The sequence below is a fragment of the Frigoribacterium sp. MEB024 genome (genome assembly GCF_000878135.1).
Taxonomy (GTDB): domain Bacteria; phylum Actinomycetota; class Actinomycetes; order Actinomycetales; family Microbacteriaceae; genus Frigoribacterium.
Map to the genome: position 1 here is coordinate 47821 of NZ_JXQZ01000035.1, position 9362 is coordinate 57182.

At 73.6% G+C, this 9362-nt stretch carries 7 protein-coding genes; 1 reads left to right on the forward strand and 6 read right to left on the reverse strand.

What is annotated here, in order from left to right; all coding sequences use genetic code 11:
• Positions 1-58 precede the first annotated feature (58 nt).
• From SZ60_RS08585 to SZ60_RS08595, 3 genes are all read right to left on the reverse strand, one after another.
• Positions 59-3505, reverse strand: coding sequence for an SdrD B-like domain-containing protein (locus SZ60_RS08585; RefSeq protein ID WP_156155549.1), 3447 nt, complete (start codon positions 3503-3505; stop codon positions 59-61).
• A 132-nt stretch (positions 3506-3637) separates the two neighbouring features.
• Positions 3638-5026, reverse strand: a complete 1389-nt coding sequence (locus tag SZ60_RS08590) for an LCP family protein (RefSeq protein ID WP_082059993.1) — start codon at positions 5024-5026, stop codon at positions 3638-3640.
• A 112-nt stretch (positions 5027-5138) separates the two neighbouring features.
• Positions 5139-5468, reverse strand: coding sequence for a hypothetical protein (locus SZ60_RS08595; RefSeq protein WP_043595139.1), 330 nt, complete (start codon positions 5466-5468; stop codon positions 5139-5141).
• Between the two features lie 154 nt (positions 5469-5622).
• On the opposite strand from SZ60_RS08595, the gene SZ60_RS08600 reads away from it, so the two are divergent.
• Complete coding sequence (locus tag SZ60_RS08600; RefSeq protein ID WP_043595140.1) at positions 5623-5907, forward strand: hypothetical protein; 285 nt, start codon at positions 5623-5625, stop codon at positions 5905-5907.
• A gap of 135 nt (positions 5908-6042) precedes the next feature.
• Here the strand turns inward: SZ60_RS08600 and SZ60_RS08605 are convergent, their stop codons facing one another.
• The 3 genes from SZ60_RS08605 to SZ60_RS08615 are packed head-to-tail and all read right to left on the reverse strand — an operon-like array spanning position 6043 to position 9205.
• Entirely contained in the window at positions 6043-6879 is an 837-nt protein-coding gene (locus tag SZ60_RS08605) for a glycosyltransferase family 2 protein (RefSeq protein ID WP_043595141.1), read from the reverse strand.
• Positions 6876-7961, reverse strand: coding sequence for a glycosyltransferase (locus SZ60_RS08610; RefSeq protein WP_043595143.1), 1086 nt, complete (start codon positions 7959-7961; stop codon positions 6876-6878). The genes SZ60_RS08605 and SZ60_RS08610 overlap by 4 nt, the downstream gene beginning before the upstream one ends.
• Positions 7958-9205 carry a glycosyltransferase gene (locus SZ60_RS08615; RefSeq protein ID WP_231567091.1) on the reverse strand — a complete coding sequence of 416 codons (1248 nt, stop codon included), beginning with the start codon at positions 9203-9205 and terminating at the stop codon, positions 7958-7960. The genes SZ60_RS08610 and SZ60_RS08615 overlap by 4 nt, the downstream gene beginning before the upstream one ends.
• Positions 9206-9362 lie beyond the last annotated feature (157 nt).

Genomic DNA, 9362 nt, shown 5'->3' on the forward strand with positions numbered 1-9362 from the left:
CCCGGGCCCGGGCCTGGGCCGGTCACGATCGGCGGCCTGCGGCAAGGGCGGGACACGGTCAGGAGTCCCGTCGGCGGTGCGCGGCGAGAGCGAGAAGCGCTCCGAGGACGAGGAGGCCGAGCGCGGCGATGCCGATGACGGCCGGTTCGGTGCCCGTGAAGGCGAGCAGACGATCTCTCCATTGCGCACCGGGACCGGCCGACGGATTCGAGATCGTGTCCTCGGCGCCGACGGGTGCCTCAGGGTCGAATGGCACCCCCGGGTCGACGGGAGTCCCTGGGTCGACGGGCGCCCCCGGGTCGACGGGCGCCCCTGGATCGACGGCCGCCAGCAGGCCCGCGTCGATGCTTCGGTCCCTGTCGACCCCGACGAGCTCGTCTCCCTCGAGGACGGTCGAGAGCACCACCGACGCGGTGCCGTCGGCCGCGACGTCGGAGTCGACGGTCTCGTCATCACCCTGATGGCGTGCGGTCCAGGCCCTGTCGGGCAGCGAGGAGAACGCGACGGTGTAGGCCCCCGGGCGGAGCCCGTCGAAGACGTACGTGCCCCCGATGTCGGTCGTGGTGTGACGTTCGACCGGACGGCCCCGGTCGTCGGCGCCGACGAGGGTCACCGGGAGGGACGGAGTGCCGCTCTCGGCAGGTCCCTGGAGCCCGTCGGCGTCCGCGTCGTCCCACACGAGGTCACCGACGGCGCCGGCGACGACGGTGATGGAGGCCCTGTTCGAGAAAGCGGGGAGCGCGAGGTTCGTCGCGCGCAGGCCGAACCGGTTCGTGACGACGTCTCCGTCACGTGCCTCCGTCGTCGTCGCGGTCAGGTCGTGGGTGACGACCTCGCCGACGTCGACGGCCGTGGTCCGCTGGATGCGGACGGCGGTGACGTCCTCGAGCGCCACCCCGTCGCCCCCCGTTCCGATGCGGGACCCGTCGAACCAGGCGGTGTCTCCACCGGGTGCGTTGCTCGGATCGTCACCGTCCAGGGAGATGCTGCCCGGGGTGGCCGTGGTGTAGCTGACGCGTTCACCGGCGGCGGGGTCGACGGCGACCGGGGCGGCGAGGTCGACCTGTCCACCGCCGGGGCCGACGGACGGCAGGACGTCGATCAGGTCGACGGCCGCGATGGGGACGGCGTCGGTGTTCCGGTACTCGAGGGCCCAGACGAGCGGGTCGCCGACGACCACGGTGGGCTCCTCGGCGGTCTTCTGGACCCCGATGCCGCTCGAGGACTCGACTCGGACACCACGGAGCGCGGTACGCCGTTCCTCGGGCGACAGGTCGTCCTCGGAGAAGACGCGGGCGGTGTTGTTCACCGACCCCGCCGGGGCGGTGCCGGACACGTCGAGCCGGTAGGTGAGGGCAGTGATCGGACGGTTGGGGACGACGTCCTCGAGGGTCCAGACGATGGTCTCGTGGACCTCACCGTCGATCGTCGTGGTCTCGACGCTCGTCGGTTCGAGGGAACTCGAACCACGCTGGTACGTGGTGTGCGGGGGCAGGACGTCGGTCACCGTGAGGACCTGGGGGCGGCCCCCCTCCGTGGCGTTCGTGAGGGTCGGGTAGAGGGCGTAGTCGACGCTCGTCCCGGCGACGACGAACGCGGTCTTGTCGGGAGTGGTCGCGGCGCTGGTGCCGGGGTCGACGATCTTCTTCACGATCCTGGCCCTGACCTGGGTGACGATGACGCTGTCGGCCAGGGGCCCCGCGCCGTTGACCGCAGGCGCCGTGTCGTGGACCCAGGCACTCGTGCCGTCGAAGATCGAGCCGAAGTCGTAGAGGCGGGTGTCGTTCGGCGCGGCCTGCACCTCGAAGTAGCTGAAGAGGTTGCCCGCCCTCCCGCCGGCGACCGTCCCGACGGCGCGGATCTTGCCGATCGCGTCGACACCGCCGGGGACGTCCTCGGGGCTGTCGTACCAGGGCCCGTCGGAGTCGTCGCACGTGGCGTCACGACCGACGGAGGGGTCGGTGAAGGAGAACGCCGCGTACTCGACGCGGACGCCGTCGTTCCACCCGTTGGTGGCGGCGTGGTTGCCGAACAGGGTCGTCAGTTTCTGGAATCGGTTGTCGTAGACGTCGCAGGCGATCGCCCCGACGTAGTCCGAGACACCCTTGTTCGCGAGGTTCACCTGGGACCGGATGCGCGTCCCGGGTGTGACGTAGGGGTCACCGGACTTGGCCGAACCGACGGCGGTGGAGCCGTCGTCCCGGGTCTGGCCGAGGTGCTTGAAGCCCCCTCCCGGGACGAAGTACGACAGGTTGCGGTCGACGGAGTTGTTCGTCAGCGGCTCGGTCGAACCCGGGAAGTTGGAGGCACCGCTGATGCCCGTGGTCTGCAGGGGCGTGTAGGTGTTGGTCGCGATCAGGGACTGGCCGGCGTCGAGGCCGGGAACCCAGATGCTGATGTAGCCGCTGATCACGTAGGGCTTGACGCCCCCCTGGATCGGCTGGCCGGTGGCGCTCTGCGAAGGGATGCCCCGCGACGGCGTGATGTCGGTGTCGGTGCCCGTGATCGTGACGTCGACGGGCTGCCCCGGGGCGGGTTGGGTGCAGTCGAACCGGCCCGAGTGCAGGACCGCCGTGGACCTGCCACCGCTGCCGCCGGGGAGGACCGGGAACGTGCGTCCGTCGTTCAGCCCGCAGGCCGCCCTTCCGTCGTGACCGAAGAGGACCGCCGGGGACGGGAGATCGCCGAACATGCGGGAGACGTCGTCCTGGAAGGTGAAGGTGCCCGCCGAACGTTCGTAGCCGAGGAGCCCCTGCCCGGGGACGACGGGCTCCCAGGCGACGGCCACGGGGTACTGGACGACCGTGCCCTCGGTGCCGTCGGGACCGACGACGCCGGGGTGGAAGTTGGAGTTCGCGACGGATTTGCTGAGATCGAAGCGAGGCGCGGCGGACACGGTCGTCGACACCGAGGTGACGGGGCCGGCCGGGGCGGCGACGTCGTCACCGGTCACGGTGCCCGTGATCGCGACGGTGCCACCGCCCGCCTGCGAGTCGATGGTCAGGACGACCGGGGTGGCGAGGACCTGCCCCTCGCCGACCATGCCGACGTTGCAGGTGAGCTCGGCGCCGACGATCGCGGAGCCGTCGGCCTGGCAGGTGTTCGGCAGACCGGCCCAGGTGGTGCCGGCGGGTGCGGTGACGGTGAACCGCTCGTTCGTCACCGAACCGCCGTTGGCACTGACGGTGACACGGTAGGTGATGGCGTCGAAGGTGCGGACGATGCCGTTGGAGGCGCCGGCGTCGGCACCGGGCCCGTCGGCAGGCGTGAAGGGGCCGCTGCCGTCGGCACGGCGCTCGATCTCGAGGTCGACGGTCGCGGCCGAGGCCGGTACGGCGGGCGCGGTGGAGGCCGGGGCCGGTGCGGTGGGCGAAGCGGAGGCGGAAGCGGAGGCCGGAGCGGTGGCGGCGGGCGTCGCCGCGGCAGGTGTCGCCGCGAGGACCGCGGTCACCATCGCCAGGGCCACCGTCACACCGACCCCTCGGATGCCTGTGGTCGTGTTCATCGTGTGCGCCTCTCCTGGATCGCGACAGGCCACCCGGAAGGTGACATGTTCGAGATCACATGTCGGCTGTCATCCTAGGGCGCGGTCGACCCAGGACGGAACCCACGGAAGGCCGACGGAGCGACCCGATCGTCAGTCGCGCTTGGCGCAGGTGACCTGATCGGCGGACTGGCCCGTCACGCTGCTCGGGAGCTCGGCCGACGTCGGCGCCGGCTCGGGCGTCGGCGCCACACCGGTCGCCGACCCGTCGGCCGGAGCGACGTCGGGCGCCGGCGCGGACGGCTCGCCCGTCGCCTCGGCGGACGGGTCGGTCGACGTGCTCGGCGCCGGTGCGTCCGGGTCGAGCACCGCCGACCGCCCGAGGCTGTCCGTCGACAGGGTCAGCGGCAGGTCGCGCTGCAGCGCCTCGTCCAGGACCGACGCCGACGCCTCGTCGACCAGGACGCGGTTGCGATCCGCGGGGTCGTCCACCGCCGGGTACTGCACGAAGACCATGTTCGACAGCCCGACCGTGTTCACGGCGAGGGCGAGCTTGGCGAGGGTCGACGCGTCGGCCAGCGTGTCGCTCAGCGTCATGTTCGCGAACGCCACCCGCGCGATGGCCAGCACCTTGGTCGGGTCGGTCAGCGTCCCCGCCGACACCGTCTGCCGGGCGAGCGCCGAGAGGAACGTCTGCTGGTTGCTGATGCGCCCGAGGTCGCTCGAGTCGCCGACCCCGTAGCGCGACCGGAGGAACGCCCCGGCCTCGGCCCCCGACAACGTCCGCGTGCCGGCGGGCAGGTCGAGGGCGGGCTGGACCTCGGTGTCGCGGATCGGCGTCGCCAGGCACACGTCGACGCCGCCGATGGCGTCGGCCATCGACACGACCCCCTCGAAGGTGATCGACCCGGCGTAGTCGATCTGCAGTCCGGTCAGCTGGCCGATCGTCTGCGCCACGCACGACAGCCCGTTCTTCGGTCCGCCACGACCCAGCGCGGTGTTCAGCATCGCGCCCGAGGTCGCCGGGCTGACCGTGCCGTCGTCGTTCGGGCACGCGGGCATCGGCACGATCAGGTCGCGCGGGAAGCTGACGACCGCCATGTTCGTGTGGTCCTCGGAGATGTGCACGAGCACCGTCGAGTCGTTCTTGCCCGCCCCCGAGCTGGCCCGCTGGTTGGCGGCGTCGTTGAACCCGGTGCCCAACCCCTCGCGGGTGTCGGTGCCGATCAGCAGCAGGTTCACCTCGCCGGTCTGTGCCGTCAGCTGCGGTACGGGCGAGGCGGACGACCCGTCGGGTCCGGCGAGCGGCACCGTGGGCCTCGCGCCCTGCAGCACCTGCCACGTGGCGATGGCCGCGACCGAGGTCGTGCTGACGAGCACGACGGCCAGCGCGGCCGCCGTGATCTTCGCCGCGAACGCCACGGGGTGGCCACGGCGGAGGCGACCGTGGCGGGCGATCCCGCCTTCGCGCACCGCGCCTCCTCGGCTCGTCGAGCCGTCGGCGTCGTCGAGTGCTCGCTCGGTGCGTCCGTCGTCGGTCATGCGCGCCCCCTCGGCGAGAAAGGGCTCGGGCGGCCCTCGTCGGGACGAAGCATAGGAGGCGCGGGCCGGGAAACCCCGGAGGTCGCCCCGTCGGCGTCCCCGGCCGTCCCGGTCAGGCGCTCTCGCCGAGCGTGGCCGGCGCGACGGCGGGCAGGACGTCCTCGGTCCAGTCGACCCGCAGGGAGCCGGACCCCGACCAGCCACGCAACTCGGCACCGACCGTGTCCCGGAAGGTGGCCGCCTCGTCGCGGTCGCCCACGACGACGTCGAGCCGCAGCCGCGCCAACTGCTCGGTGACGCGGACGGGGAGGCCCCAGGCCTGCAGCACGAGCACCTCGGACGCGGCGCTCAACGCCGGGAAGTGCCGCCGGAGCTTCTGCTCGACGACGTGCAGCACGGCCACTTCGTCGGTGGGGTGGATCACTCCGGTCAGCGAGATCATGCCTGATGGTCCGCCCGGGAGGTTACGGCAGTATGGCCACCCGCTGTGAAAGCACCCGGCCTCGCCTCGTCCCCTGCGGCGGCTTGTCCCCCGGCGGGTCCCCCGCGGGCACGACCGTGTTGGCAGATCGGCCCCGGGTGGGCATGATCGTCACATGGCGAAAAAGCTCAAGACGGCCCACCGCGACCTCGTCGAGGCGCTCGACCACCACCGCAAGGTCATGCAGGAGAAACCGCTGTCGAGCAAGCGCGCCGGGCGGGCGACCGCCAAGCTGCGACTCGCCGTCTCGGCCTACTCGGCGGTCGTCGCCGACAAGACGGGCCAGCCCGACCCGTTCGTCGACTACGACGCCCTCGACCCGGCCACCGTCGCGTCGCTCGCCGCCGAACGCGACGCCATCGCCCACAAGAAGTCGTCCGACCAGGGCACGCTCGACTGACCCGGCCGCGCCGCGCCTCCTCGGGGCGGTGTCGCACCGCCGACCGGACGTCGCACCGCCCACATCGACGGTGCGGTGTTCAGTCGGCGGTGCGATTCCGGCCCGCCGACTCGGGGCGGGTCAGACCGGGGCGGCTCAGCTCGGGACGGCCGTACCCTCGACGAGCGCCCAGCCGCCGTCGGTCGTGCGGCGCACCGCCCCGGCCCGCTCGAACGCGTCGAGCCAGCCACCCATCGGCCACTCACCCCAGCGTTCGGCGAACAAGCCACCGTTGCGCACGACGTCGGCCAGGTGCCGCCACGGCGGGGACGAGGTCGGGTGGTACTGGTGGTACGCGTGGGCGCCGCCGACCCAGACGAGCGGGACGTCGAGCGAGCGCGCGGTGAACGCGAAGTCGGTGTCCTCGCCGCCGTAGCCCTCGTACCGTTCGTCGAAGCCGCCGAGCCGCGCCCAGGTGTCCGGCGTCACCGCGAACGAGAGCGACCAGAACAGCGGGTAGTCCGCGGCGCCCGCGACGAGCGTCGTCCCGGCGGGAGGCGCGGGTCGCGCCGCGTGCGGAGCGGTCGCCGCCTCGAGTCCCTCGCCGCCACCGAGCACGAACCCGTCGGGCAGGTAGGTGACGGGTCCGCTCAAGAGGGCCCCCGGGTGGTCGAGCGCCGCCTGCTCGTAGTGACGGAAGAGGTCGGCACCCGGGACGCAGTCGGCGTCGAGGAACACGATCAGCGTCGCGCCGTGACCGACGGCCGCGTCGGCTCCGCGGTTGCGCCCCGCGGCGAGGCGCAGGCCGTCGGGGCCGGGCGGGACGTGCAGGGTCGTCACGCCGGCCAGGGCGGGCACGTCGGGGGCCGGGGTCTCGTCGAGCCAGACGACCACGTGGCCGGCGTCGGGGGCGACCTGCCGGACGAACCGCAGCTGGTTCGCGACGTGCTTCATGCGGGTGGCGGACGCGAGGGTCACGACGACGACGGTCACGACGCGGCTCCTGCCCCGGCTGTCGGCACGGCGACCTCGGCGACCACCGCGGCGGCGCGGGCGGCAGCCCCCTCGACCTGCCACGCCGACCAGTCGGGCCGCAGACCGCGTGCCCGCTCGATCAGCGCCGGCCACTCGTCGTCCTCCGGCCAGGACGACGCGACGACGGCGAGGCCCGCCCGGTCGAGCGCCCGGGCGGTCGTGAGCTGCTCGTCGAAGGGTCGGGTCTGCGGCACGACCACGGCACGGGCACCGAGGGCGGCCAGGTCGGCGACGGTGTTCTGACCGGCCCAGGTCACGACCACCTCGGCCGCGGTCATGGCCGCCCACGGGTCGTCGACCCAGGTGTCGAGGCCGAGGGCCGACCAGCTCGTGCCGGGTGTGGCCCGGTCGGCACGGGCGACCGCGGCAGCGAGGTCGTCGTGGTCGCTGCCGCCGGCACCGCCGACGAAGAGGACGTTGCCGGGCACGACGGTCGGCGTGGGCACCGGGACCCGACGCCCGTCCTGTCGCGAGATCCCACCGACCCAGCGCACCTTCTCGGCCACCCGGTCGAGCGCCGTCGAGTCGTGCGTCCCGGCGGGCCACGGGGCGATCACGCGCGACGCGGCGTCGTAGGCGAGTCGATGGGGTTCGTCGGTGCGGTCGCCGGGTTGCGAGACCACGACGACCTCGACGCCGAGCAACCGGACGAACAGCGTCACCTCGACCGAGACGTCGACGACCATCGCGTCGAACGGACGCCCGTCGGCCGCGGCCCCGGCGATCTCCCGGGCGATGCGGCCCAGGCGGGAGGTGTGCCCGGGGTGCCCCACCGGAGCCCAGTGCAGCAGACCGCCCACGGTCGGCGACGCGTCGGCGGGGTGCCGGACCACGCCGTCCGATCCCGTGGTCGGGGCGTCGTCCCGCTCGAGTTCGATCCAGGTGGTGTCGGCCGGCAGGTCGACGGGAGCGCTCAGCGAACTGAAGACGACGACGTCGGCGTCGAGGTGCGGCCGGACGGCCGAGAAGCGGGTGCGGTGCCCGGCACCGTGGTGGTGCACGTACCAGCCGACGAGGGGGCGGGCGACCGTCGACGTCACGCCGTCACGACCCGTCGGCCGGTGCCGGCCGGGCGGACGGCCGACAGGCCGCCGGTGAGGGACGAGGAGGCACGGTGCCGGCCACCCACGCCGGTCGCCTCCGTCGCGGCGCCGGCGGACGTGCCCGGCACGCGCTCGTCGGAGGCGACGACGTCGGAGTACAGCCGCTCGAGCACGGCGGCCCGGGCTCGCAGCGAGAACCGGTCGACGGCGTCCTGCCGCACCGTGCGACGGGCGTCGGCGTCCGTCCCGACCCGGCGCAGCAGGTCGTCGGCGGCGCGCGCCATGCCGTCGAGGTCGCCGGCGGGGACCAGGGCGGCCCCGACCGAACCCGCCACGACCTCGGGGACTCCCCCGACGGCGAACGAGACGACCGGCGTGCCGGTGACCAGCGCCTCCGCGATGACGAGACCGAAGGGCTCCTCCCACACGGGCGTGACGAGGGCGCAGCCGCTGTGGCCGACGAGGGCCGCGAGCTCGGGCTGGCGCAGCTCGCCGACGTAGTGGGCGGTGACGCCGAGGTGCGGGGCGACCTCGGTCTCGAAGTAGTCGACGTCGCCGATGCGACCGGCGATGACGAGGCGGCGCCCGGCGCGACGGGCCACCTCGAGGGCGAGGTGCAACCCCTTCTCGGGGACGATGCGTCCCGACCAGACGAGGTCGTCGCCCCCGGGTCCGAAGCCCCAGCGCTCGGTGTCGACGCCGTTCGGCAGGACGCTCGCCTCGACGCCTTCCCGCGCCCAGGCGGCGGCGGTGTGACCGCTGACGGCGACGAAGCGGCTGCGCGGCCCGGTGGACGAGCGGTGCGCGGCGAGCATGTCGGGCAGGGTCGGCGTGTGCAGCGTGCTGACCATGGGCACGCCGATGCGGTCGGCCCGGGCGAGCGGGACGCCGTGCAGGCTGTGGTTGTCGACGAGGTCGTAGTCGTCGGCGTGGTCGGCGACGAACTGCAGGGCGCGTTCGAGAGCCGGCAGCGCGCGCTCGAGGTAGCCGTCCGGGTAGGTCGTGTCCGTCGCCTCGGCCGGGTCGTCGAACACCACGGCGGGCAGGACGAACTCGGGCGGGCTCTGGTCGAGGTGGTCGGACCCCTCGGTCGCGATCAGCGAGACGCGGTGACCGCGCTCGCGCAGGGTGCGCACCTGGTGGTGGACCGACGACTCGAGGCCGCCGGCGAACGGCTCGCGGATCGGGTAGCGCAACGGCGCCACGACGACGATGCGCAGGGGCCGGGAGGCGCGGATCACGCCGTCACCGCCGCGACCGTCGCGAGGGCGCGCTCGTACACCGCGAGATGGGCGGCGGCCACGTCGTGGCGTTGTCGTCGCCGCACGGACCGACGCTGCCGCTGCAGGGCGGCGCGCTGCGGGGTGCCGCGGCGCGAGGCCGGCACGCGGGCCGCGT

Bases quoted from the DNA above. Each gene is read 5' to 3' on its own strand.
- SZ60_RS08585 (WP_156155549.1), bottom strand. From the start codon at position 3,505: ATGAACACGACCACAGGCATCCGAGGGGTCGGTGTGACGGTGGCCCTG.
- SZ60_RS08590 (WP_082059993.1), bottom strand. From the start codon at position 5,026: ATGACCGACGACGGACGCACCGAGCGAGCACTCGACGACGCCGACGGC.
- SZ60_RS08595 (WP_043595139.1), bottom strand. From the start codon at position 5,468: ATGATCTCGCTGACCGGAGTGATCCACCCCACCGACGAAGTGGCCGTG.
- SZ60_RS08600 (WP_043595140.1), top strand. From the start codon at position 5,623: ATGGCGAAAAAGCTCAAGACGGCCCACCGCGACCTCGTCGAGGCGCTC.